Annotated in this window: 1 protein-coding gene; it reads right to left on the bottom strand. The window is 63.2% G+C overall.

The window, feature by feature from the left end:
- The coding region (locus AC1DU6_RS35490) for a nitrilase-related carbon-nitrogen hydrolase (protein WP_477863295.1) at positions 1-541 on the bottom strand (541 nt) is incomplete at both ends.

Raw genomic sequence — 541 nt, 5'->3', positions numbered from 1 at the left:
GCCTTGTCCATATAGCCGGCGGTGATGATGCCGAAGGCCTTGGCCTCGAAGGAATGCGCGCTGGCGCGAATGCGGTTGGCGGCGACGTTGTTGAAATTGCCGCCGCTGCTCGGGCGGCGCGTCGGCCACATCGGCGGCCAACTCGAAATATGGATCTGCTCGGCCTGCGCCATCAGCGTGTAGCGGGCCAGCGGATTGGTGTTCTCACCGCAGATGAGATTGCCGACACGGCCCACAGGCGTATCGGCGACACGGAGGCCGGCGCCGTCGCCGGCAGCCCAGATCAGCTTCTCATAGAAGGTCGGCACCAGCTTGCGATGATGGTTGAGAATGCTGCCATCCGGCCCGATCAGGACATTACTGTTCCAGATCAGACCGACGCTGACCGGCGAGCTTTCGCTGATCCCCATCGAAATAGTCACGCCAAGCGACCGTGCCTCGTTGCGCAGCGCCGTCATTTCGGGCCCCGCAATCGACACCGACTGCTCGGCCATCGTCACGAACAGATCGTGATTCTCGATTGGCGCCCACAGTGCCGCCC

Source organism: Roseateles sp. P5_B10, from assembly GCF_056400485.1.
Note: the sequence above shows the minus strand (reverse complement) of the source record. Positions and strands in the feature narration are given on the sequence as shown.